17 protein-coding genes are annotated in these 26,005 nt (G+C 44.7%); 7 read left to right on the top strand and 10 right to left on the bottom strand.

The window, feature by feature from the left end:
• Positions 1-96 precede the first annotated feature (96 nt).
• Positions 97-1,077: a helix-turn-helix transcriptional regulator gene (locus tag KUV50_RS00120; RefSeq protein WP_222578043.1), complete on the top strand. Its 981-nt coding sequence runs from the start codon at positions 97-99 to the stop codon at positions 1,075-1,077.
• 241 nt (positions 1,078-1,318) lie between these two features.
• Positions 1,319-2,437: a Gfo/Idh/MocA family oxidoreductase gene (locus tag KUV50_RS00125; protein WP_261394939.1), complete on the top strand. Its 1,119-nt coding sequence runs from the start codon at positions 1,319-1,321 to the stop codon at positions 2,435-2,437.
• A 108-nt stretch (positions 2,438-2,545) separates the two neighbouring features.
• Here KUV50_RS00125 and KUV50_RS00130 read toward each other — a convergent pair whose 3' ends face one another.
• The 10 genes from KUV50_RS00130 to KUV50_RS00175 form a co-directional block, all read right to left on the bottom strand.
• Positions 2,546-3,238, bottom strand: coding sequence for a queuosine precursor transporter (locus KUV50_RS00130; protein ID WP_222578044.1), 693 nt, complete (start codon positions 3,236-3,238; stop codon positions 2,546-2,548).
• Positions 3,239-3,359: 121 nt separating this feature from the next.
• Positions 3,360-4,535 carry a thioredoxin family protein gene (locus KUV50_RS00135; protein ID WP_222578045.1) on the bottom strand — a complete coding sequence of 392 codons (1,176 nt, stop codon included), beginning with the start codon at positions 4,533-4,535 and terminating at the stop codon, positions 3,360-3,362.
• 349 nt (positions 4,536-4,884) lie between these two features.
• Positions 4,885-7,149, bottom strand: coding sequence for an ATP-dependent helicase (locus KUV50_RS00140; protein ID WP_222578046.1), 2,265 nt, complete (start codon positions 7,147-7,149; stop codon positions 4,885-4,887).
• 42 nt (positions 7,150-7,191) lie between these two features.
• Positions 7,192-9,780, bottom strand: a complete 2,589-nt coding sequence (locus KUV50_RS00145) for a M1 family metallopeptidase (protein WP_222578047.1) — start codon at positions 9,778-9,780, stop codon at positions 7,192-7,194.
• A gap of 132 nt (positions 9,781-9,912) precedes the next feature.
• Complete coding sequence (locus KUV50_RS00150; RefSeq protein WP_222578048.1) at positions 9,913-10,737, bottom strand: 2,3,4,5-tetrahydropyridine-2,6-dicarboxylate N-succinyltransferase; 825 nt, start codon at positions 10,735-10,737, stop codon at positions 9,913-9,915.
• Positions 10,738-10,787: 50 nt separating this feature from the next.
• Entirely contained in the window at positions 10,788-11,450 is a 663-nt protein-coding gene (locus KUV50_RS00155; RefSeq protein WP_222578049.1) for a hypothetical protein, read from the bottom strand.
• Positions 11,443-13,176 (bottom strand): OmpA family protein, encoded by a 1,734-nt coding sequence (locus KUV50_RS00160; RefSeq protein WP_222578050.1) that lies wholly within the window; start codon positions 13,174-13,176, stop codon positions 11,443-11,445. Before KUV50_RS00160 ends, KUV50_RS00155 begins: the two co-directional genes overlap by 8 nt.
• A 40-nt stretch (positions 13,177-13,216) precedes the next feature.
• Complete coding sequence (locus KUV50_RS00165) at positions 13,217-14,899, bottom strand: AMP-binding protein (protein ID WP_222578051.1); 1,683 nt, start codon at positions 14,897-14,899, stop codon at positions 13,217-13,219.
• Positions 14,900-15,393: 494 nt separating this feature from the next.
• A complete protein-coding gene (rnr, locus tag KUV50_RS00170; RefSeq protein ID WP_222578052.1) occupies positions 15,394-17,535 on the bottom strand; it encodes a ribonuclease R in 2,142 nt (713 codons plus the stop codon).
• A 6-nt stretch (positions 17,536-17,541) separates the two neighbouring features.
• The gene (locus KUV50_RS00175; protein ID WP_222578053.1) at positions 17,542-18,048 is read right to left on the bottom strand and encodes a hypothetical protein; all 507 of its coding nucleotides are present in this window, start codon (positions 18,046-18,048) and stop codon (positions 17,542-17,544) included.
• Positions 18,049-18,214: 166 nt separating this feature from the next.
• On the opposite strand from KUV50_RS00175, the gene KUV50_RS00180 reads away from it, so the two are divergent.
• The 5 genes from KUV50_RS00180 to KUV50_RS00200 all read left to right on the top strand — a co-directional run bounded on the left by KUV50_RS00180 (position 18,215) and on the right by KUV50_RS00200 (position 25,819).
• Positions 18,215-18,898 (top strand): succinate dehydrogenase cytochrome b subunit, encoded by a 684-nt coding sequence (locus KUV50_RS00180; RefSeq protein WP_222578054.1) that lies wholly within the window; start codon positions 18,215-18,217, stop codon positions 18,896-18,898.
• 12 nt (positions 18,899-18,910) lie between these two features.
• Complete coding sequence (locus tag KUV50_RS00185; protein WP_261394940.1) at positions 18,911-20,950, top strand: fumarate reductase/succinate dehydrogenase flavoprotein subunit; 2,040 nt, start codon at positions 18,911-18,913, stop codon at positions 20,948-20,950.
• Positions 20,951-21,052: 102 nt separating this feature from the next.
• The gene (locus KUV50_RS00190; protein WP_222578055.1) at positions 21,053-21,808 is read left to right on the top strand and encodes a succinate dehydrogenase/fumarate reductase iron-sulfur subunit; all 756 of its coding nucleotides are present in this window, start codon (positions 21,053-21,055) and stop codon (positions 21,806-21,808) included.
• Positions 21,809-22,270: 462 nt separating this feature from the next.
• Positions 22,271-24,691 carry a PQQ-dependent sugar dehydrogenase gene (locus KUV50_RS00195; RefSeq protein ID WP_222578056.1) on the top strand — a complete coding sequence of 807 codons (2,421 nt, stop codon included), beginning with the start codon at positions 22,271-22,273 and terminating at the stop codon, positions 24,689-24,691.
• A 63-nt stretch (positions 24,692-24,754) separates the two neighbouring features.
• Positions 24,755-25,819, top strand: a complete 1,065-nt coding sequence (locus tag KUV50_RS00200) for an endonuclease/exonuclease/phosphatase family protein (RefSeq protein WP_222578057.1) — start codon at positions 24,755-24,757, stop codon at positions 25,817-25,819.
• The last annotated feature ends 186 nt before the right edge of the window (positions 25,820-26,005 follow it).

The raw sequence follows: 26,005 nt of genomic DNA on the forward strand, positions 1-26,005 counted from the left end.
TTATTATAAATAGCTACATTTGACCGCTAATGTATTTTACTGGCGCTTTAATTCAAGTACGTCATCGGGAAGAAAAAATACGTGAAACGGAATATTATGAGATTAACAATTGTGTTGGGAGATGAGAAAGCCACTGAACTGGACCTGGACAGCCCGACACCGAGAAAAGACGATAATGATCACCTACAGGTCATTGCGCACCCTGAGGTTCGAGGTCAATTCAGAGTTTCACGCTACGAATTATTTAAAATTATTATCATAGAACTTCAGAGTGAGAAATCATACACTTTGGAGTTGGTGTCGGATGACAAGCAGGCCGAAATGTTTTTTTTATTGGAGGGAGAAATCAGCTGTCAATTTAAGGTATCTGCAAAATCCATCCATGGTAAGGGGCCGTCACACAATATATGTTACGCGTCGGATAGCCAGCGAACCATTGAGGTGACGGATACAAAATTCAAATGCTTGATCATTGAGTACGCTTTGCCCCATTTTATGGAGTACCTGGAAGACATTCCCCGGTTCCGGGATTTTCGGCTGAAAATTATGAAAAATGAACCCGGGGTTTTATACTCTGAATTTGAGGGGCTCAATGAGGACATGAGACAACTTCTTCATGAGATTGAATGTTGCTCCTCGGATTGCCCCTTTCAATGCATCCACATTAAAATTAAGGTACTGGAACTTTTATTGAACCAATTCAAATATTCTTCCCCCGTCCACCCGGTGTCAGATGATGTACCGGAGCATGAATATGATAAAATTATACGAGCAAAATCATTGATCGAAGCTAATTTTACGGATCCGCCTGGAATACCAGAACTTGCCCGACAGGTAGGGAGCAATGAGTTTTACTTGAAAAAGGGATTTAAATCCATTACGGGGAATACCGTTTATGGCTATGTTCAGCATCTGAAGATGAATAAGGCCGTGGAGTTGCTCCAGGAAAAGGACAGGACTATTCAGCAAGTTGCTGAAGCTGTGGGCTACAAATATGCACAGCATTTTTCGACCGCGTTTAAAAAGAAATATGGAATGACGCCGGGGGATTATAAGAAATTGCATGTTATCGAATAATGGTGAAAGACGTGTCTTTGTTTGAAAGGTGGACAAGGGATGGGTCTATTTCCAGACCAGATCAATATAATTATACCTGATTCCCACAAGCTTTTCGCAGAAGGGGTTGAAGCCAGACTTTTCTTCTTTGTACTAAAAGATCATGAAGGACGATCTTCGGCCGAGAATATTCAAAAGTTTTTCATGAGATTGGTTAATTTTATTATTTTGGGACACTTTCAGAATAAAAAAACACTTCAACATGAATATCGCCATTGTAGGTCTCGGATTCGGGGCAGAGTTTATCCCTATTTATCAACGGTACCCCGGTGCCAATATGTATGCCATATGTCAGCGTTCTCAAGACAAGTTGGATGAGATCGGAGATCAGTTTGGGATTGAAAAAAGATATACTTCTTATGAGGAGTTATTGAAAGATCCGGAGGTAGATGCGGTCCACATCAATACCCCCATCCCACTCCATGGTATCCAAAGTATTCAGGCCTTGAAAGCGGGAAAGCATGTCGCATGCACGGTTCCCATGGCCACGACGGTGGAAGAGTGCAAAGAGATTGTCCGATTAACGGAAGAAACCGGGTTGACCTATATGATGATGGAGACGGTGGTGTATGCCCGGGAGTTTTTGTATATGAAGGATTTATATGAAAAAGGAGAATTGGGGAAAGTTCAGTTTCTTAAAGCGAGCCACCAGCAGGACATGGATGGATGGCCGGATTATTGGCCGGGATTACCTCCCATGCATTATGCCACGCATTGCGTAGGACCTGTATTGGGATTGACCCGAGGCGAAGCGGAAACGGTATCTTGTTTTGGTTCGGGTACGATTCGCGAAGAATTGCATGAATACTATAATTCTCCGTTTGCCGTGGAGACCACACACATTAAGATTAAAGACAGTGATCTGACTGCGCACGTGTACCGATCGCTTTTTGATGTTGCCCGGCAATACAGAGAGAGCTTTGAGGTGTACGGATCCAAAAAGTCGGTAGAATGGCCGTTGATTGAACATGATCCGTTGGTGGTACATACAGCCAAAAAGCCTGAACCTGAAATTCCGGAGAATACCGAATGTCCTGATTTTGCGCATTTATTGCCTCAGGAGATTCAGCCATTCACGCAGGGTGGAGTGTATGATGAAGATGATCACCAGCACTTATCCTTTACGCAGGGTGCCGGTCATGGCGGTTCACATCCCCACCTGGTCCATGCTTTTATGGAAGCCTTGCTCCATGGAAAACATGGATATCCGGATGCCCGGGAATCTGCAAATATTACCTGCGTGGGAATATTGGCGCATGAATCGGCGCTAAAAGGAGGTGAATTACTGAAAATGCCAGAATTTACATTGCGTAAATCCTGAGTTTTTTACCAACAGGTTAAACAACATTAATGCCTGGGACTAGAACTTGCCTTTTTCCAGGCCTTGGTGTTTAATCATTTTAATCAATTAACCTTGTTAAAATAAAGTTCATCTGGCATCGACTTCCGGAACTTTTTTCATTAACCAAATGGACGAATATAGAAAAGGGGTGTCTACGAAAGCGATCAATGTTTTTACGATCCAGGTACTCCAGATAATGTCCCAAATGGGAACAACCCCATAAAAGGCAATGAAAGTGAATACTACCGTATCCAGCAGCTGACTGACGATCGTAGAAGCATTATTTCGCAACCAAAGGTGGCGTCCGCCGGTTTTTTGCTTCCAAAAATGGAAAGCCCACACATCGTGATGTTGGGACACCAGGTAGGCAACAAATCCGGCTACGGTAATACGGGGCGTTAATCCCAATACGTCCGAAAATTGATCTGAAAATTCAATGGCGTAAGGCGCCGGCGGCCAATAAATGACCAGATAGGTCGCACCGATCAGCACGAGTCCGGATAAAAAACCAGCCCACACGGCTTTTCGGGCTTGTGTTTTACCCCAGTGCTCTGAAATCAGATCCGTAATCAGAAAGATCATTGAAAAAATGATGACACCCCCCGGTAAAGTAAACGGCCCCATGCTGACCATTTTATTGGCAAATATATTGGCCATAACCACTAATGATGCTACCAATGCGATCGGATAGGCGACGCCGTAGCGTTTACCAAGAACACCCACCGATGCACCGACTACAAAGGTCATCAGAACCCACAGAAATATGATTTGCAATTCCACAGAGACAAAGGTATTATATAAAAAAGAAAGTAGAGCGAATTGCTTCTTTAGGGTAGGTCGTTACAGAAGCAGTGCGCTGTTGAGTCCAACGTGTAAGACAAAGGTTCCGTATAGATTCCGATCAATTCCCTTGTGGCTTGAGTTGACGGGTCAGAAAGCTTTTTGCTTTCTGGTACAAGGCTTCCACCTGGCGTTTCTCCTGCGGGTTTGGATTGGGCTTCATTTTCATCGTTTCGAAAATTTGCTCCATGTACACGAAATCCTCCAATCCGATGGCCAGAGACAAACCGGTCACGTAATTCTCCACGGTCATGTTCTTGGCAAAGTTCCTATCAAAGATTTCCCGGCCATATTCCAACATGGATTTTGAGTTGGGGAAAGCCTGGTATATTTCCATCGCCAAAGCCCCCGGATCAGCCGACTCGCTCTCCAGTGATGTCTTGATGCTTTCCAGGAAGGCCGATTCATCTTCCGTCTGCGCATAGTACTTTCGTTCTACGCTTTGCAACAAGGCGGGAGAGAGCTCCATCTGCTCCAGGCTGCTGACCATTTGATGGAACACGGAGGGTGCGTTGAATTCGACTGCGGTATTGATGGTGCTTTCGGCAGCAGCAACTAATTTTTCATCGATCACGCTCTGGTCATAATTTTCCTTGATCGTCGCCTTTCCTTCCATGACGTATTGCAGGAGCTGCGAATCCATATTTTTAAGCGCTTCAAACGCAATTCGGGCTTTTAGGGGTACCTCCACCTCTTTTTGTTCTTGAAAATATTGCAGCGCAATCGACTCTGTCGGTTTATCTGCTTTGTTGAGTTGCTGGATATATTCCAGGACAAAAGCCGGATCCCGTTCACCTTCGTCATACCTCGTCGCAAATTCATCGGCTTTATTGGTTTTGGAAAGCGCGATCTTCCCATTATTAATCAATCGATCCGCCGGCTGATAGCCTCGTGCCTTGTGCAAAAGGTCCCCATCGGGCGTGATGAACAACAGGGTTGGGTAAGCAGTCACGCCATACTTCCGCTGAATGGAAGGACCTTCCCCTTTTTCCATATCTATTTTGGCGTTGATGAAATTTTCATTGAAAAAATCACCGACGCTGGCCTGGGTGAATACTTCCTTGGACATCCGTTTGCAGGGACCGCACCACACGGCATAGGCATCGACAAAAATGAGTTTATCCTCCGCTTTGGACATTTCGAGCAGGTCATCCCAGGTCCCATCACGAAATTCGATCTGGCCAAAAAGTTGGGTAGAAAATCCTATGATAAATAGGGTAAAAAGAATTGATTTCATATGCTGTCGGTGTTTTGTACGATTGACCTTGTTTTGATGTTATCGAATACGTAAATATGTTTTTACAGTATTCACTGGGTTAACGAAATTATTCTTGAAATATTTTGTTGTCCGGGCGAATAGGAAAAGCGAGATTGAGTAACCAGTCAGTTATACCATTTGAATTCATAATAGCCGCATTTATTCCGAAATATTCTTCATAGTTCATGCCTCGTTGATGCACAAAATAGTGTCGTCAATTCATGTTGTTTTATTTCATTTCTACCCCCCCCCTGACTGACGTAGAATAAATTAATTACAAAAAAGAAACAATGGATCTTCCAAACCACAACCACAAACCACAAACTACTCAAACAATCTGCAGCTTCGCAAACTTCAACATAATCCTGCGCTGTGGGGTGTCAATCTCATTAAAATAGATGGTGGCCACGCGGCTGTCATTTCGTCCGTCAATCTTTAAGACTTTTCCTTTGCCAAACTTCTGGTGAATTACTTCCATGCCTTCTTTGATTTCGTCTGAAGAAGCTGGAGTGAAGTCTGCTGGGGCCACGATGGTTTTTTTCTTCTTTATGGGTTTAAACCGGGTTCTGGCAGAAGGCGTCGTTGTTTCCGCACCACCCCCTGCAAAGGATGTTTTTCCAAAAACCGTATTTGGATTGTCATAGTTCTCGGCATTGATTTCTTCCAGGAATCGGCTCGGCCGGTTGTATACGACCTTTCCATAACGATAGCGGGAGTTGGAAAAAGAAAGCGTCAGGTATTTCCGGGCTCTGGTGATGGCCACATAGAACAGTCGACGCTCCTCATCGATGTCTTTCTCATTTTCCATAGACATAAAGGACGGAAATAGATTTTCCTCCAATCCCACAACGAAGATCGCGTCAAACTCCAAACCTTTTGCCCCGTGAATGGACATCAGAGTGATTTTTTCTTCTGCCTCAGAATCATTGTCCTGGTCGGTCAATAAGGCGATGTGCTGAATGTAGGCAGCAAGGGTTCGTTCTTCTACTTCGATGCCCAGTTCACTGACCTCATCCTCATCCATAAAGTCCTTGATCCCATTGAGAAGCGCTTCTATGTTCTCCAGTCGATTCAGGCTTTCGGTGGTGTTTTCATCTTTGAATGTCTTGATGATGCCGCTGGCATTGGCTACATATTCGGCTGCCTCATAAGCTCCGGCTGTTTCGTTTTTATTAATTCCTGCCCGAATGACTTTCAAAAATTTATTGAGCTGTGTTCGGGCCCGGGGTGAAAGCGGTGCCGTCTGCGCTGCCGTATAAAGATCAGTCCCCTCCCGGGTGCGATGTTCCATAACCTTGTCCATCGTGGTATTCCCAATCCCCCGTTTGGGGTAATTGACAACGCGTTTGAAAGCTTCTTCATCACTGGGGTTGATAAGCAGACGCAGATAGGCCAACAAATCTTTAATCTCTTTTCGCTGATAGAAGGAGAGCCCGCCATAGATCCGATATGGGATGTTGTATCGGCGCAGATAATCCTCGAAAACCCGGGATTGCGCATTGGTTCGATATAGTATAGCTATCTCCTGGTTGGGAACATGATAACGATTTTTGTATTCCATGATTTGGTCGGCGATTCGCTTCCCTTCTTCATTATCAGAAACCGTTTTAAGGATCCGTATTTTTTCACCTTCCCCCTGCGAGGTCCAGATCTTTTTTTCTATTTGACGCCGATTCTTTGCAATGACTTCATTGGCAGCAGCGACAATGTGTGGTGTGCTTCGGTAGTTTTGTTCCAGTTTGAAAACCTGGGCTGATTTAAAATCTTTCTCAAAATCGAGGATGTTGTCGATGGTGGCACCCCGAAAGGCGTAGATACTTTGTGCATCATCACCAACAATGCATATGTTTTTTGGACTCCCCGGATATTTTGACAATTTCCGGATGATGGCATACTGTAGGAAGTTGGTATCCTGAAACTCATCCACCAGGATGTATTTGAACCGTTCTCTGTACTTGGTCAGTATATCCGGTTTCTTTTGAAAAAGTTCGTACAGTCGGTAGAGCAAATCATCAAAGTCCATGGCCCCCGCCTGTTTGCACCGGGCTACATAGCGGCTGTAAATCTTATGAAAAGCACGCCGGTTAGCGATTTTGTCGCTGTTCATCAGTTTTTCGTCTTGTTCATAGGTGCGAGGGGTGATGAGGTTGCTTTTTAGAGACGAAATCCTCGATAGCAGCTGGTTGGCCGGATAGTCATCTTTTTTCAAATTGAGCTCCTTGACAATGGTGCGCAGCAAACTCTTGGAATCGTCGGTGTCATAAATGGTGAATGAGGTCGGATAACCAATGTGTTCGGCCTCTATCCGAAGAATCCGCGCAAAAAGGGAGTGAAAAGTACCGGACCAGAGCCCGGCCACATTGCCCTGCAACACTTTTTCGATCCGGTCTTTCATCTCTCGGGCCGCTTTGTTGGTAAAGGTCAAAGCCAAAATATTGTGGGGCGAGATCCCCTGTTGGATCATATAGGCAATCCGGAAGGTCAGTACCCGGGTTTTTCCGGATCCGGGGCCGGCAATGACCATGACTGGTCCATCGATCTGACTGACTGCCTTTTTTTGTATTTCATTAAGTCCTGATAGAATATCACTCATCGTCTAACTCGCTTTTCATGGATGATCTAAAAATTTATAATTTTACTGCGCAGCATCCAGCATGGATTGAAAAAATCGCCGGTAGTTCGGATTGTCCACAGACTGGATGACTGGGTTCACCTCTTCCTTTAGGACCTGAGCCTGGTTCACTTCGATCTCCTCCGAACGGATGAGATCTGCTACTCCTTTGACAAGCCCGTATTTCTGAAATAAATCACCGGATTCCCGACCCTCTGACATTAATCCAGCGATGGATTCCATCATTTTACCAGGCTCCAATACGGCTAACAATGAAAGATAGCTCGAATAAAAAGGAATGGCAGACTGACCTTTGACAAAGGTTTTGTTTTCTTCAAAAAATGAAAGATGCTGGGGATCGCGCGTCTCAGCAAAGATACTAGCTGCTCCCGGCACGAGTGTCGGAGACTCGCGGACATCAATGGTCTGCAATACTTCAATGGCTGTCTGGGGATTTGATGCTCTGAGTGAGAGTAAAGCAGCATTGATGATGCGATAAGGCAGTTCCCTGGATTGTGCGATGGCAATTAGCTTAATTTCATCGAGGGGTTGACCCAGTTGCCCGGTAATTAATATAGCCTTTTCGCGTACGAAGCTATTTTCTGCATGCAGGGCCATTTCTTTGACTTTATCCCGGATGGCCTGACTGCTGCCCGGTTGGACCATGTCCAGCGCAATCAACTGAATATCTTTGGCTGGAAAATCCAGCAACCGATCCACATTTATGAGAATCGGATTGGCTTTTTGCAAATTCTCGAGAATGACCCCCACGTGGTCGGCGTGATTGACTAAGTAGGTGGCTTGCTCTGTAGTGAAATGTTGCTCTGCCGGTGCCAGAAGAACATGATCTGGATTGAAGTTAACCACCGTCGGAGCGTTTGTCAGTCCCTCAACGGTGAAATTTTGTTCCCGTTGATTCAGCCAGAACCGGACCTGTTGTACGGTATCCCCGGGAGTGTGAATGTGGAATGTGGCTGGTATTTGAAATATGGGAATACTGGATTGAGGATCCTGGGTTTGTTTGACCAGAATGTCGAGTGATTGGGAAGTAGAATCATAGGTGTATTCGATATCCAACTCGGGATGTCCCGCTTCAAAATACCACTGATTAAAAAACCAGTTGAGATCCCGGCCTGTCACGTGTTCCATCGCCAGCCGAAGATCATGGGCTTCGACCGCACTGTATTCATTTCGTTCCAAATAGTATTTTAATCCGGCAAAAAAGGCCTTGTCACCGACTTCATGCCGGAGCATATGCAGGACCAGTCCGCCCTTGTTGTAGGCATGTGCATCAAACATATCTTCTTTGTCCTTGTAGCTAAAATAGATAAGCGGATGGATGCCGGAGGTCTGGCTACTGTAAATGTAGCCATACTTTTCGTCAAAAAGCTGAGCCTGCCCCTCATACTTCCCGTAATGATGGGCTCGCCACAGGTGTTCACTGTAGTTCGCAAATCCCTCGTTCATGGTTAGATTGGACCAGGATTCGGTGGTGACCAGGTCACCAAACCAATGATGAAATAATTCATGCGCTACGATCCGATCGTTGTTGTCATCGATCAGATCCCGTTTTTTACGCTGGACGAATTCACCAAATACCACCGCTGTGGTGTTCTCCATAGCGCCCGATACATAATCGCGCACGACGATCTGATCATATTTTTTCCAGGGATATGGGGTGCCGATCAGGTCTGAAAAATAAGTCAGCATTTCTGGTGTATTGTCGAAGATATACTTCGCATCTTCTTCGTACTCCGGTTCAACCCAATACCCCAACGGGATATCCTTCCATTGATCTTCCACTTTTACAAAGTCTCCGACAGCGATCATGACCAAATAGGGCGCGTGGGGTTGGTCCATGCGCCAATGGTCCGTTCGCTGACCATCGGTTGTTTGCTTGGATTCGATGAGTAAACCATTGGACAGCGTTTTGAACCGGTCGTCGACGGTCAAGGTAATGTCGGTGGTCATACGTTCATTGGGTTTATCTACCGTGGGAAACCATTTGGAATTGTGCTCGGTCTCTCCCTGGGTCCAGATTTGCTGAGGTTTATCCTCCGTACCGTCTGCATTGATAAAAAACAGGCCGTTGTCACCGGTGATGGCATCACTACCACCGGTTCGGCTGGGGCGAGCGATATAATCGATGGATATGGTTAATTCATCTCCTTTGTATCTGCGCTTTTCCAGTTGAATCGTAATTTGTTCGCCATCATATTTATACTCGAGCGGTTGGTTGTTCTCTTTTCTCTGCACCGATTGAATTTCAAAATTTTTGGCATCGAGCACAATCTCATCGATGGGATAGAAATAGGGAGAGAGTGTGATCAAAGCCTGACCCAAAACCTCTTTCTTTGTCCAATCAAAAGACAGATCAAGTGCGGTGTGGTGAATATCGATCATGCGACGCGGCGACGCCTGGTAGACAGGTAGTTCATTGGGGATGTGTTCTTCCGGTGCGGTGGGAAGTTCTTCAAATTGCGGATCATCAGAGACCACCAGGGTATCCAATTGCCGGATTTCAGTGACCGGTGTCGAATCGACGGTTGCTTTTTTTGTTCCACCGCAGGAGACAGCGAGGAAAACGATCAATAAAAAGGGAATTCTTTTCATCTTATGTGTTTTTCTATTTAGAATACTTGGACTCGAGCGTGGGGATAACAGGTCAAAAAAGATGGTTTCATCCTGAAGATTTATTCCTGCAGGATGAAACCCATTGATGTGTTTCAGCTAAAGGAATGCGGATTAAACCGAGACATCATAATCCCGTAACGCTTCATTTAAGCTAACCTTTTTATCGGTACTTGGTTTTCGCTGGCCGATGATAAGTGCACATGGAACTTGATATTTTCCAGCGGGAAATTCTTTTTCAAAGGTGCCCGGGATGACCACACTTTGGGCGGGAACCCGTCCCCGGTAAGTGACAGGTTCATCGCCGGTGACGTCAATGATCCGGGTGGATTGAGTCAGCACCACATTGGCTCCCAGAACGGCTTCTTTTTCTATATGAACGCCCTCTACCACGATGCATCTGGAGCCTATAAATGCATTATCTTCAATGATGGTGGGTGAAGCTTGTGGTGGTTCCAGAACACCACCAATTCCCACACCTCCGCTCAGATGCACATTCCGGCCAATTTGTGCACATGAACCCACGGTGGCCCAGGTATCTACCATGGATCCTGATCCCACCCATGCGCCTATGTTCACGTAGCTGGGCATCATAATAACGCCTTTTTCGAGGTAGGAGCCGTACCGTGCGATGGCATGCGGTACGACCCGAACGCCTTGCGCTGCGTAGTTGTTTTTAAGCGGAATTTTATCGTGAAACTCAAACGGCCCCACCTCGATGGTTTCCATCTGACGGGTTGGGAAGTACAGCACAACCGCTTTTTTGACCCAGGTATTGACCTTCCATTTGTGCGCTCCATCCGGTTCTGCGACCCGAAGTTCGCCTTGATCTAATTTTTTTACCACAGATTCGATAGCGTCCAGGGTAGCCTGGTCTTTTAATAATGACCGGTCTTCCCAGCATTCTTCTATCAATTGTTGTAGCGTGTTGTTGTTCATTTTTTATCGTTTTTATGAAGTCGATTAACTATTTCATTTATCAAAAGCCGCTAGATTACATCGATCAGACCCATAGCCAGAATCTGGCCGAGGAACCCCAGAATCAAACCACCAAACAGTTCCGTGAGGGTGTGCTTTTTTAAATAATACCTCGAAAGTAAGACTATAAATAGAATAAGTAAAGCAATAAAGAGGATAATCTGGTAGCTCCACAGATAGTTGCTTTGACCAAAACTTATTGACAGGGAGGTGTATCCAAAAGCGTTTTTAGCGATTAATAGATTTAACAGGACACCTCCCATGCCCGCGGTATGCAAACTCACTTTGATGAAGAGATTGATGACAAAGGTCAAGACCAAAGTAATAATACTTCCCAGAATGTAAAGTCGGTATATGGGTGCTACTCCGTACTGGTCAATGTTCAGATAATACCAGATCAGAAAGACCATCATGGCTATAAACGGACCGATGCGTTCCATTCTGTGGTCCATGTCCAATGAAGAGATCAGATTGATCTTCCACATCATTACTACCGCGATCAGAGGTAAAATGATGCAGGTGATAAGGGTCTGAAGAACCAGGATCATATCATCAAAAGGGGTGCTTATACCAAATACAAAAGGGTTGCTGTGCAGATAGATCAGCAACATTCCAAACGGAAACCAGAGGGGGTGAAAAATGATCGATACTATGTGCGCTAACTTGTTATTCATTCACCTTGGAAATAATGATTTCTACCCGTCGGTTTCTCGCTTTAAGCTCTTCCGTTGAGTTGTCTGTAATCGGTTCTTTGGGTCCCATTCCTTTGATTTCTACCCGGTCGCCATCTATGCCCTGAGCCAAAAGAAAACGTTTAACGGCGTACGCCCGCTTTTCAGATAAGGCGATCAATGCATTTAAGTCACCAAAATCGTCGGTGTGACCTTTGATAAGAATCTCGATTTCCGGGTGGTTTTTGAGAATAACAGCTAATCGGCGTATTTCATTGTAGGAGACGGAGAGAATGCGATCGGTGGCTCTTTTGAAAAAGATCGGATCCATTTCAATCGAGTTGTTGACCCGAATGGCATCTACCGGAATATTCAACGTGGGAATTTGGTCTGCTTTGTCCAAAATTGCTTCGATATCATATTTTCGGGGTTTGGTGATGTACCCATCCAGCTGAGGATAAAACGTGGTCACTTGTTTTTCATCAAATCGCATCAAAAACCCCTTTTCATCCACGTCAAATCGCATTTTGGTTTGTCCGTTCTCTGCTATTTCAAGAACAGATGCCTTCAAAGGGGTTTTGTTTTGAGAATCTACGACGCGTATGCGAATGTTATGAATCTTAGGTTTTTCAGCTTTTTTTTCAATAGTAGGTGCTGGGGTAGGGGTCTGTGGTGGCTGCGGACTGACTTCAGCTACTGGTTCAGGTTCTGGTGCTTGGTTGGTGTGTTCATCGAAATCGAAATAAAATATATCCCAGGATCCATCCCGGTCGGAAGCAAAATAAAGCTTCTTATCCAGTATAAAAGGATGACCGTCATTGAAATTGGAATTAATGGGTTCGATCAATTTTTGGGGGTTGCTCCACCGGGTATAACTGTCATCAAGCCGCTGTGAGACATATATATTACTCCGGAAAGGATAGTCACCCCGGGTAGAGGAAAAAAATAAAAATTTACCATCTTTGCTAAGGGCCGGACTAAATTCCCGGTAGGGCGAATTAAGATTTTCAAGAGGGATGGGTTCAGAATAAGTGCTCGTATTCACTCTGAAGCAAACATTGAGATCGGTATTTTTTTTATTGGTCCGGTCGAAGGCCAATATCATAACTTCTCCATTGCGTGACAGTGCCAGGTTGGCGTCAGTGCCTGATAATTCCTTGAAATCATAGATGAACAGCGGCTTTGGCCAGGTGAACTCCGTTTCTCCAATCCTTTTTGATGTTGAAAATCCCTTGTACATACTCCCGTTCTCATAAAACTGATTCATGAGGACGAGGGTCTTTTGATCGGGCATAATTGCACAGACAGAGTTCGGTAAAGCATTATTAAGGGGGTGTTGAGGGTGTACAAACCGATCAAAGGATCCGTTTTTGAGTTCAGCGATAAACACATCCTGATTAAAAGGGCTTTGATAGATTTTATCACGCCTTTCCTGGTCTCCCAGATCGACAAAAAGTTTGCTGATAAAAGCGGCATATTCACCATAGGGCAATGTCTCGTAGAGGTTCTGATTATTATACAGCAACGTTTTATTGAACTTGGGGTCCTTGATACGCGTAAAGTACATGGTTTGCCCATCCCAGGTCCATATGGGAGCTATCTCATCAGAGAGCGGTGTATTAATAAAACTTGGTAACTTATGTATGCCCGGAGAACGCTGTTGTCCATAGGCACAGGCTACAATCGATGTAAATAGTACTACACAAAATGTCCGAATCAGTCTTGCCATCTTCATATGCTCTTGACGGCAAAAGTACGAAAGATATTAGTTATTTATTGTCCTTTGCGTTTTCTTCATCCCTGAGTTCCTTCCTCAAAATTTTTCCGACATTTGATTTTGGAAGTTCGCTTCTAAACTCAATGTATTTGGGACGCTTATACCCTGTCAGATATTCCCTCGCGTACGTTTTTAATTCCTTTTCTGTAAGTGATTTTTCTTTTTTGACCACAAAAATCTTGACCACTTCTGAAGAATGTTCATCCGGTACCCCGATGGCCGCCACCTCGAGTACCTTGGGATGCATGGCTATCACATCTTCTACTTCATTGGGATAGACGTTGAACCCGGAGACCAAAATCATGTCTTTTTTTCGGTCTACGATCTGGACGAATCCATCTGGTTCCATGATCGCCATATCGCCGGTCTTTAACCAACCCTCGTGATCGAGCACTTTTTCCGTTTCATCCGGACGCTTGTAGTACCCCTTCATCACCTGTGGCCCTTTCGTTGCCAGCTCTCCGATTTGATTATACCCCAGAATTTCCCCGTTTTCGCCGAGAATACGGACATCCGTGGATGGAATAGGGATGCCAATGGTACCCAATCGGGCATCGTCATTAAATGGATTTACGGTGACCACCGGACTGGCTTCGGTCAGACCATACCCTTCGCTGAGGACACAGCCCGTTACCTTTTTCCATTCGATGGCTACCGATTTCTGAACAGCCATTCCTCCGCCAACAGTCACTTTTAATGTTGAAAAATCACATTCTTTAAATTTCTCATTATTCAGAAGTGCGTTAAAAAGTGTATTGAGTCCGGGGAACAATGATATCTTTTCTTTTTTAAATGCCTTGACCAATGAGTTGATATCCCGGGCGTTGGGGATGAGTATGTTTTTCATTCCCAGTGCAGATATGGTTAGAAAATTTACCGTAAAAGCGAAAATGTGGTACAGTGGTAATGCACACAACGCGTTTTCATTGCCCGCTTCCAGATATGGGTTCATGATTTCTTTGACCTGGAGGCCATTGGCAATCATATTTCGGTTGGTCAGCATGGCACCCTTCGAAACTCCAGTGGTTCCACCGGTGTACTGTAGTATGATGACGTCGTCGGGATTCCTCTCCACGTCTCTTACTTTGAATTTTTTTCCCTGCGTGAGTGCTTCACTAAAAGAGACGCTGTTGACAAGGTCGTAGTTGGGAACCATTCGCTTGATGTACTTTACGCCAAAATTCACAAGCATACCCTTGAATGTACCCAATAGTTCCCCGATTTTGGTGGTGATGACCACGCTGATGTCTGTCTCTGCGGCGATCTTTTCAAATTCCGCAGCAAAATTTTCAAGAATTACAATGGCCTTGGCATCCGAGTCCACAAATTGATGTTTCATCTCCCGGGCGGTGTACAGCGGGTTGGTATTGACCAGCACCAGGCCGGCTTTGAAAGCGGCATATGCTGCGATGGGATATTGCAATATATTGGGAAGTACGATGGCGATTTTATCACCCGGCACCAATCCCCTGGATTGGAGGTATGCTGCAAAATAGGTCGCAGAAACCTCGATTTCATGAAAAGTCATTTCCTTACCCATGAATGTATAGGCCACATTGTCTCTGTACTTATCAAACGATTCTTTCAAAAGTTGATGAAGACTGTCATACTTTTCATAATCCACGTTTGCAGGAATTCCTGAGGCGTAAATTTCTAACCAGGGCTTATTGGACATAGTAAAGATTTCTTATTTTATAAAAAAACGGTTTCAGCGTAGGTGGATAAATCAGGAGGCTGTTGCCGTCTGCTCGTATTTCGTGACTAAATATAAACAAATAAAAAGAAACATGAAATTTGATAAGAATATCTTTTTAAGGAGCTTTTTATGCAATTGAGTGGTACTTTTAGTGGGCCTTCATTTTTTCGTCGTAGTGCAGCTGTGATTCCTAATTAAAACCATCATCAGCACGGCAGCTATGGAGGCATAGACAAAAGAAATTTGTTTTTTACTGAGTTGCACAGCATCTACTCACCGGGTTTCAAAACATCTCCAACTATGGAATGAAACCAGCTGCCTGAAAGTGCATGGGTGCTTTTCAATATAAGCGCTGTGCCATGCCGCGTACCGGGGCGCGCAATGGGCATCCCAAGGGGGAGCTTTTGTAACACAAGGGCAAACCACAATTTAAAAACTAAGCAGAATCCGGCAACGGGCTCTGCTTAGTTTTTCTAAAACACCAAATCCATATCTACCTCTGCACGAGATACATCGACATCGATGATTTTGACCCGGAGTTTGTCCCCTACTTTCAGAACATCTTTGGATTCACGGGCGACGGCTTCCAGTCGACTTTCCGCCACATCGTAATTTTCGTCAAACCGATCGAAAGGAACCATCCCTTCACAATGGTTTTCAGTAATCTGAACAAAAACCCCACGGTCAATAATCCCGGAGACGATGCCGTCATATTCTTCACCAATGTGGCGTTTCATGAACTCTGCCTTTTTATACTTGATGGAATCCCGCTCCGCTTCCATGGCCTTTCGTTCCTGATTGGAAATGTGAACACATTGTGCCTCCAATTCCTGTTTGTTGAATCGGGTGATCTTGTCCAGGTTTTGCTGCAATATCCGGTGAGCCAGCACATCGGAATAACGACGAATAGGAGATGTGAAATGACTGTAGTTCTCAAATCCGAGACCAAAGTGTCCAATGTTGTCCGTTGAATAGACCGCTTTGGACATCATTCGAATCGCCATGGGCTGGATCATTTTCAGTGCTTCATCCGCTTTGGCCGCCTCATTAAGTCGTTTAATGGAACTTTTGATGGCTTGTGGACTGTCCATATAGAACTGAAAGCCCATTTCTTTAAGCAACAAGGCAAAATCAGTCATTCGATCTTCATCCGGCAAATCATGAATCCGATAGATAAATGGTACATTGGGTTTGTCCCGATTGGCCATAAAGGTGCCGACTTGTTTGTTGGCAAGGAGCATAAATTCCTCAACCAGTAAGTGGGTGTCCAATCGTTCCTTGATCTTAATATCTATTGGCTTTTTGTCCTCATCCAGGATAATTTTTATTTCATCCGTTTCAAATTCCAGGGATGATTTTTTCATTCTGCGTTCTCGCAACGTCTTGGCGACCTTATTGAGAAGTCTAAGTTCATCTTGAAATTCATTGGTTTGATCTCCATTGATAATATCCTGCGCATCTTCATAACTAAACCGATAATCAGAATGAATAATGCTTTTGCCGAACCAGGACTTGATGACACCGAAGTCTTTGTCCAGAACAAAAGCTGCTGAAAAAGTCATGCTGTCTTCGTTCGGTCTCAATGAGCACAATTCGTTGGAAAGTTTCTCAGGAAGCATTGGAGCCGTCCGATCTACAAGGTATACGGAGGTGGATCGCTTGTAGGCTTCTTTGTCCAGAGCGGTGTTTGGTTTGACATAGTGGGTTACATCGGCGATATGAACCCCTATTTCAATTTGCCCGTTCTCCAGGTGTTTTAGAGAAATTGCATCATCAAAATCTTTTGCATCAAAGGGGTCTATGGTTACCGTAGCTACATCTCTGAAATCCCGACGGCGTTCCCGTTCCTTTTTGTTGAGATCAAAGTGCATTCCAGCGACTTCTTTCTCCACTTCGGCCGGAAAAATTTCACTAAAGCCTTGTTCGGCCAAAATAGATTGCATCCGAACTTCATTCATGTCATCTTCGGACAGGATCCGCTCGATGTGTCCGATGGGACTCTTGCGGGAGGAGGTTGGCCACTTGTCCACCTTGACGATCACGGTATCCCCGTTCTTGGCTCCGTGGTTGTCATCGTCGTGCACATAGATGTCAAATTGTATAGAATTGTTGAGCGGCAGTACGAAGCCAAAAGATTTGCTGGATTGGTATTTTCCCACAAAGTGGGTGGTGTTTCTTTGGACGATTTTGATGACCTCTCCGGTGTATTTGTTTTGGGATTTGCTGAGGACCATGACTTCTACACGGTCATTGTCCAGGGCACCCTTGAGTCGTTTTCGTGGGACAAAAACATCAGATTCCAATCCATCGCTTATTATATAAGCCGAACCGTGTTTTGTCATATCGACCTTCCCTTCAAATATGCGGCTGTTTTTCACGCTGTTTTTATTGAATTTAAAACGATTCTCATTTAATTCGATGAGAAATCCTTCGTTGGACAGGTGATTCAATGCATGATTGACTGAGTCCTTATTGTTTGAGAAAGACTCCGAATGCATGATTTGTTTGGCATTATAGGTTTGTGATGGGTTTTTAAAAAATTTAGTTTTGAGCTTTTCCCTCAGGTCATCTGAGGTTAACTTCTTTGGTTTTCGATTATATTTTTTCTTCTTCATAATTGTTTAATGTTCTAAGCTGATGAAACCATCAGGCGTGATTTCGAAGGTGTATTCCCGAGTGTTTTCGGGGTCGTAATCTGTTTCGTTTTTATCATTCATGGCACCTTCTACCATATGAATATTGGTGTCGTCATCGATGATGGCGATCCGAGTAATGATGTGTTCTCCATCTGATTTCATCCCTGCAATCACTTGTTGGTGGATCAGATCACCTGCATTGTTATACGTCATGACATAGTATTCGTATTCCAATAGTGCAGCCCGCCACAAAACAATGGCAATAAAATTCTTTTCTGCCTTCAGTTGAAAACACGGGATATATTCGGTGTACTCGTCATCATTGGTTCCGATATGTGGAGTTACATAAGCTTCTAAAAGCTCTGGTTTGATGGATTTATTTTGTTTACTAAAGTCATGATGTGCATCTTTGTGCAAGGTAATCGGGAAGGAAATGGTCTGATACAGATCGATATATTTGGTAAATAACTTAACGTTGGAAATTCGGCCCATGTGGTCTACTGTTCGCGATAATAATAAGTGCAAAACTACTGGAAATTATCTGAAAGGATTTAGATGCGTTCTAAATAATTAATTATTCTTTTGATATTGACAGGTTCACTTTGATAATTTTTAGTTTTGGACGTTAAAATACAATAATAGTAAAAAGCTGTCATATATGAATTGGTTGTCACGTTTTTTCACCTCATCGATAGGTCGAAAGCTAATCATGAGTCTGACGGGATTGTTTTTAATCCTATTTTTAGTAGTCCATTTAGTTGGGAACTTACAATTGTTGAACGAAGACGATGGTTTTTCGTTCAATACCTATGCGTATTTTATGACGCACAATGGATTGGTTAAAACGATATCTTTTGGATTATATTTCTTTATCGTACTCCATGCCATCCAGGGAATTGTAGTCACCATCCACAATCGGAAGTCCCGTAAAAAGAATTACCGCCAACTCAATTTTCGGGAAGCGGATTTTGCTTCACGGAACATGGCTGTTTTGGGTCTGCTGATTTTGGCTTTTCTATTTATGCATATGGGGGATTTTTGGTTGAAAATGAAGATGGGCCAACTCGATATGGTAAAATACGACGGGGTGAATTACCCGGTCAATGACCTGTATACCCGGGTCAATACCGCTTTCAGTGTTTGGTGGATCGTGGTGCTGTACGTGATCGGACAGATCGCGTTGTTTTTTCACCTGAAGCATGGTTTTTACAGTGCTTTTCAGACCTTGGGGTGGAATCATCCAAAATACACACCAATCATCAAAGGAATCGGATTGGTTTTTTCAGTGGTCGTGCCGCTGGGATTTGCTTTGATCCCGCTGTATATATATTTTGTAAGATAACAATTGAGTGAGATGAGTACAATAGCGAAAGACAATACTGCCGAAGCAGAACAAAACATAAAACTGGATTCCAAGATTCCAGAAGGCCCCCTGGAGGAAAAGTGGGAAAATTATAAAGGGTCCATGAATTTGGTTGCTCCGAACAACAAGCGCCATCTGGAAGTCATTGTGGTGGGGACCGGATTGGCCGGATCCTCTGCAGCCGCTTCTCTGGCTGAGTTGGGGTATAAGGTCAAAGCCTATACCTTTCATGATTCACCACGACGGGCACACAGTATAGCAGCGCAGGGTGGAATTAATGCAGCTAAAAATTACCAGAATGACGGGGATAGCGTTTACCGGCTTTTTTATGACACCATCAAAGGCGGAGACTACCGTTCCCGGGAAGCCAATACGTATCGGCTGGCAGAAGTAAGCGCAAACATTATTGATCAGTGCGTCGCTCAGGGTGTCCCGTTTGCGCGGGAGTATGGCGGACTGTTAGCAAACCGTTCATTTGGTGGTGTACAGGTATCCCGGACTTTTTATGCCCGGGGGCAAACCGGTCAGCAATTGCTTATCGGTGCCTATTCAGCGTTGTCCCGCCAGGTATCTTCAGGGCAAGTTGAATTGTTTACCAGGCACGAGGTGCTGGATATCGTTATCATCGATGGCAAAGCCCGGGGCATTATCGTCCGCAATCTGATCACAGGTGAAATTGAACGCCATTCGGCACACGCCGTTGTATTGGCTACCGGTGGATACGGCAATGTGTTTTATTTGTCTACCAATGCCATGGGGTGTAATGTGACCGCAGCTTGGCGGGCTGTTCAACGAGGAGCTTATATGGCCAATCCATGCTATACTCAGATTCATCCAACCTGTATCCCGGTGTCTGGATCGTATCAGTCCAAACTGACACTCATGTCAGAATCATTGCGTAATGATGGACGAGTATGGGTCCCCAAAAAGAAAGAAGATGTAGAGGCTATCCGAAGTAAACAAAAATCACCGAACGATATTCCGGAAGAAGACCGGGATTATTATCTAGAACGACGGTACCCTGCGTTTGGGAATTTGGTGCCACGTGATGTGGCGAGTCGCGCTGCAAAGCAGGCTTGCGATCGGGGGTATGGGGTAAACGCGACAGGATTGGCTGTATTTCTGGATTTTAATGCAGCGATTGAACGGTATGGAAAAGCAGCAGCGCATCAGCATGGAATTCACAACCCAGATGCATCGACCATCCGCAAGTATGGCGTAGAAGTGATCGAGCAAAAATATGGCAATCTCTTTGAAATGTACGAAAAAATCACGGGCGATGATCCTTATAGAACACCGATGATGATCTACCCCGCTGTTCATTATACCATGGGTGGACTCTGGGTCGATTATAATCTTCAGACCAATGTAGATGGTCTATTTGCATTGGGTGAATGTAATTTTTCTGACCACGGTGCTAACAGGCTCGGAGCCTCCGCACTGATGCAGGGCCTGGCCGATGGCTATTTTGTGATACCCTATACCATTGGACAGTTTTTGTCCCAAGAAATACAAACCCCTCCGATTCCCAATGATACGCCGGAGTTTTTGAAAGCAGAGAAAGAAGTAAATGAACGGATCGATCGTTTGATGGATATCAATGGTGAGGTATCTGTGGATACTTTTCATCGGGAACTGGGACACATTATGTGGGAATATTGCGGGATGGCACGAAATCGAGAGGGACTTCTGAAAGGCCGGGCCATGATTCGAGAACTCAGAGACCGGTATTGGAAAGAGGTTTATATTCCGGGTGATCGAAATGAATTCAACCCCGAGTTGGAAAAAGCACTGCGGGTGGCGGACTTTATGGAAATGGGCGAACTGATGATTCTCGATGCCCTGGACCGGGAAGAATCGGCCGGCGGACACTTCCGAGAAGAGTACCAGACCGAAGACGGTGAAGCCTTACGACGGGATGAAGAATACGCCTATGTTTCAGCCTGGGAATGGGATGAAGAGGAGCCGGAACTGCATAAAGAAAAACTAGTATTTGAAAATGTTGAACTGAAGGTGCGGAGTTATAAATAGAGAAGCATCAGATTACCTGATCATCCATTGTGATGAAAAGAGGCGGAAAGTCTTCAACGCTGACCGCAAACATATACAATAAGAGTAAAAAACGTACGAAGCATGAAACTTACGCTAAAAATATGGAGGCAAAAAGACAGGGAGGAAACCGGAGGGTTCGAAACCTACCAGGTCGAGGCCAGTGAAGAGATGTCATTTTTGGAAATGCTGGATGTGCTCAATCAAGAGTTGATTGAACAAAAAAAAGAACCCGTCGCTTTTGACCATGATTGCCGGGAAGGAATCTGCGGCACCTGTGGAATGATGATTAACGGACAGCCACATGGTCCACTAAAAGCAACGACCACCTGTCAACTACATATGCGACACTTTAACGATGGCGAAACCATCCTGATCGAACCATTCCGAGCAAACTCCTTTCCGGTAGTCAAGGATTTGGTCGTTGACCGTTCCGCTTTTGACCGGATTATTCAAGCGGGAGGTTATATTTCGGTGGATACCGGACAGGCGCCCGATGGGAATGTTATTCCAATCGAAAAAGATCAGGCATCCAGTGCATTTGATGCAGCGGCATGTATCGGGTGTGGAGCCTGTGTTGCAGCATGTCCTAATGCCAGTGCGGTCTTGTTTACCGGTGCCAAAGTGTCTCACTTAACACAATTGCCTCAGGGAGATGTGGAGTCCAAACGTCGGGTACAACGCATGGTAGCGCAAATGAACAAAGAAGGATTTGGAAACTGTTCGAACATTAGCGCATGTGAAGCGGAATGTCCCAAAGAGATCAGCGTGGCTAATATCGCACGGATGAACCGAGAATACATCAGCAGCTCTTTTTCAACAGATAAAGTGATGGACTAAGATCCGCCAAGACCGGCTTTGAATCGCTGAACAACTATTGAAAAACCCAGCTAAGAGCCATCAATTAGTTTATCGATGGAATGAATATACCATGGTTTGCCCGAGGTATAATTGATGGCTATCCCGTAGTACAATCATAGATTTTTCAGATAAAAGTTAATGTAAGGTGAATTTTGAGTCATCTAGTTGAAAGTTCTTAGATTTGTCTTATCCCATTTACCAGGTCCCCCGGGAGAGATGATCTATCTTGGATTTTATATCTCATTTTATCCAAAACTACTCGGGGGACTTTTTTTCTTAAAGCATTAATTACCAGCAGTATCCTCCACGCTTAGAAACATGGGGCCAGACCGTATGTAACATTTCACACAGGCGGGAGTCGATGCAACATGGATCCTTGTTGAACGTTGGTCTATCATGAAATCATCGTATAATAAATCTCACTATTTGTAAATTCACTCTATGATTCGGTTTTTACTTTTTCTGTGTTTCATAATGGGAGTTCCTGGGCTGTTCGCACAGAAATTACCCGATGGGTTTTATTTGGAAGAAGTGACCAGTCAGATCAATTATCCGGTGGGCATAGCACACACGGGAACCGAAGATTCGTATGTATGGACCCAGGATGGAATGGTCTGGTTGGTCACGGAGGGTGAATTAAATGACCAGCCCGTATTGGATATTTCGGAGGAGGTGGGGTTTTGGAGTGATCACGGCATGCTGGGACTTGCCCTTCACCCCGATTTCAAGAACAATGGTTGGATCTACTTAATGTATGTCGTAGATCGACACCATCTTAACCATGCCGGTACACCCCGGTATGACAACAAAATAAATGACTATAATAATGCCACCATTGGTCGGATTACACGGTATACTGTTGATCCGTCGGACCGCAGTCAAATCATGAAAGATAGCCGAAAAGTGATTGTTGGACAGACTCCTCAGGATGGGATTCCGATCACCACGACATCTCATGGCATAGGTACCTTATTATTTGGTCGCGATACCAGCTTGCTTTTCTCTGTGGGAGATGGAAGTGCGCCGGGGAAAGATTTTGTTGGTCAACCCCCTTTCCCCAACCTAGCATTTGATCAACAGGCCCTAAAGGACGGGATTATTACCGAAGCGGAGAACATCGGCGCGTACCGTTCTCAGTATCTGAATACGTATTGTGGGAAAATACTAAGAATTAACCCTGATACTGGAGCAGGTTTGGCTTCCAATCCGTTTTATGACTCTGATCGTGCTGATGAACCCATTTCCAAGGTTTGGGCATTGGGGTTCCGGAATCCTTTTCGGATGACGCGCTATCCTGATATTGCTGCTGCCGGACCAAGATCCGGCCCTGGAAACATTTTAGTGGGTGATGTGGGTGACTGGAGCTGGGAAGAGATTAATATCGTTGATGGTCCGGGATTGAACTACGGTTGGCCGGTTTATCAGGGAATCGAATCGTATTACTTGTTTCGAGACAAAAAGGTACCGAACTATGAAGCTAATATTCCTGAGAACCGATGTGGTCAAACCCATTTTTACTTCAAGGATCTTATCGTGCAATCCCGGAAAGATCATAGTGCTAAATTCGTGCATCCTTGTGGTCCGGGTGTCGCTATTCCTGACTCTGTTCCTTTGTTTGTGCATCAGCGGCCTGCTCTTTCGTATGTTAATTGGATCAGTGATACGGTTACGACTCAGACGCCGGGATATACGGAATCCGGTGAGTCCAGAGCGGTGGGCATTCATGACCCATCCTCAACGATAGAACATGGCGTTGATTTTAGTGGAAGCTCCACCATCGCCGGTGTTTTTTATACGCTGGACGGATATCCGGATACGATGAAAAATGCTTATTTTCATGGTGATTTTCAGGGCTGGTTGCGGGTGCTAAATTTTGACAATGATCACCAGGTGACCGCTATTGAGGAATGGTCAAATGATATTGGGGGAGTAGTTCACATATCTGAAAATCCCTATGATGAGAATATTTATATTGTTACACATGATCCGCATCGTATTCAGCGGTTGCGGTTTGAAGGCAACCGGAAGCCCGTCATTGTAAGCACCCCGGATACCATCTATGGCCCAGCACCGCTCACTGTGACTTTTGATGCCTCTGGGTCCTATGACCCGGAAGGCGATTCTCTTTCTTTTTTGTGGGATTTCGGTGGTCGTGATTCGAGTACCAAAGCGGTGACTGAACATACCTTTGTCAGCGATGAACCACAATCCTTTGAGGTTCAGCTCGCGGTATCTGATCAATTTGGGGCAACGACCCGAAAGAAGATTTTTGTTTCCGTCAATAATACACCGCCTAAAGTAAACATCACGAGTATCAGTGTCGGTGATCAATACAGTCTCCGTCAACCCACTGAGTGGCCGTTGGAAGCTGAGGTTTCTGATGAAGAGCACGGACAGGAATCTTTGACGTATGACTGGCGCGTTTTCCTACATCACAACACCCATTTCCATCAGGAAGCTCAGTATGATACCAGATCCGGAGTGGCGCTTATTGAACCATTGGGCTGTGGCATAGAAACCTATTACTACCGGATACAGCTGTCGGTCGAAGACCCGCTGGGATTGCGGACGACTCAGGAAAAATTGATCCATCCGAATTGTGATGAAATCGAGCCTGAGTTCCGAACATATCCCAATCCGGCCGGTCGTTACCTTATTTTAGAAGCAGGTGCAAAGCAATCGGATCAAGTGAACGTGTTTATTCATGATTTGAATGGCCGGCTTCAATTTAAATCAGAAGCTGATATCCGTGAAGGAGAAAAAGTTAGACTGGATTTGCCGATACTGCCCCCCGGTTTTTACATTATGCAGATGGTGGGAAAAAACTTCAGGATCCATCGAAAAGTGGCATTAGGGTTTTAACAACAGCCGATTTTGAGCTTTCCTTAAATTTTGGTTATATTTAGGTATCTTAGATATGGAACCTTGAACACTGTATTTTATATCCTTATTGGTTTGTTGGTAGTCATCCACTTCTTCCCGATGATACGACATCCCCATTGGGTATTCAGGGCTAGCGATTTTGGTCGAATTCAGCTTTTGGTGTTGCAGATCGTCCTTTTTTTGGTCGGGCTGATCTTTGTACAGGATAAAAACATTTTATTTTGGATCGGAGCGGCTATACTTGGCGGAATTATTATTCAAAATATCTGGATATTATTTCCCTACACGGCATGGTATCGCCCCACAAAATACGATGTTGTAGAAAATCACTCTGGCGATGTGACTATTTTGTCGGCCAATGTGTACCAATTTAATAAAGAATACGATCGGCTGATCCGGCTGATCCAAAAATTGAGCCCGGACATTATTCTGACCCTGGAGACCAATCAGGCATGGGAGGATGTTTTGACCGTGATTGAAAAGAACTATCCTCATTACAAGAAGATCCCTTTGGAGAATTGTTACGGGATGCACTTTTACACCCGATTGAAAGTAAAAGATATTAAGGCACATTTTTTTGTGGCAGATGATCTTCCTAGTATTGAAGCGCGCTTAACAACAGAGAACGGACATGAATTCACCTTTTTTGGCGTTCATCCCCCTCCGCCAAGCCCTACAGAAGAGCCCACTTCCAAAGAAAGAGATGGCGATTTGATGTCTATAGCCAAACGCATCCGGGAGATTGACCATCCGGTGATAGCTGTAGGAGACTTTAACAATGTGGCCTGGGCTCGGGCTTCCAAATTATTTCGAAAAACGTCGGGTTTGATTGATCCGCGTATTGGCCGGGGGTTTGTACCCACCTTTCCGGTAAGGTATCCGTTACTCCGTTGCCCCATAGATTTGGTCTTCCACTCAAAGGAAGTCTTTATAAAGGATCTGATAGCTCAAGAAGATATAGGTTCTGATCATTTTCCGGTATTGTGTCGTTTTTTTATTAATCTTCAGGCACCGGGACAACAAAATGAAGATAACCTGGATGACGACGAAGAAGAAACGGTGAATGAAATGATCGAAGAAGGGATAAAGAAGAATGGCAATCGTTGAAAGCACACGTCTTCTTTTGATGAATCGGGCACCCAAATAAATGGGTTCCGTCAACTTAACCCGACAAAGTCAATCGTCATCTAAAATTGGGAAATCTGAAAGAAGTCTCGCTACAGTGGAGATCAATGGTCGTCCATCGTCTTTTGTTCAAGGAACTTTGAGCCTCCGCGAACAGCGTCGAGGACA

Source organism: Membranihabitans marinus (assembly GCF_019802045.1).
GTDB lineage: Bacteria > Bacteroidota > Bacteroidia > Chitinophagales > Saprospiraceae > Membranihabitans > Membranihabitans marinus_A.